Origin of the sequence: Pseudoalteromonas sp. S3178 (assembly GCF_005886985.1) — a bacterium.
In the GTDB taxonomy this organism is placed as follows: domain Bacteria; phylum Pseudomonadota; class Gammaproteobacteria; order Enterobacterales; family Alteromonadaceae; genus Pseudoalteromonas; species Pseudoalteromonas carrageenovora.
In genome coordinates, this window is sequence record NZ_PNCW01000362.1 from 1 (window position 1) to 253 (window position 253).

The following is a 253-nucleotide window of genomic DNA, read 5'->3' on the forward strand; positions in this document are numbered from 1 at the left end:
GTACAGTGTAAGCTTAAAGTCTCAGCCTTTTTACTCGCAGAAAATAATAAAGTACCAGTTGTAGTTGCAGCATCAGGGACGGCGAAGAAAGGTGCGAACTCGCAGCGCTTGCGGCCATAATCTTGATCAGGCAGGTAATAGCAAACGCGTTTGCTCGAGAGCGTTTTCAATAACCCTTTGACGTCTCGCTTTGTGACTAAATACTCATTTGAGCGCAGTCGCCCACGGGTCATAAAAAACTCCATAAGTGGAT

1 protein-coding gene is annotated in these 253 nt (G+C 45.8%); it reads right to left on the minus strand.

The annotated features are described in order from the left end of the window. Positions 1-253 (minus strand): lysophospholipid acyltransferase family protein (locus CWC11_RS21305; RefSeq protein WP_502704820.1); only part of this gene is annotated, 253 nt, incomplete at both ends.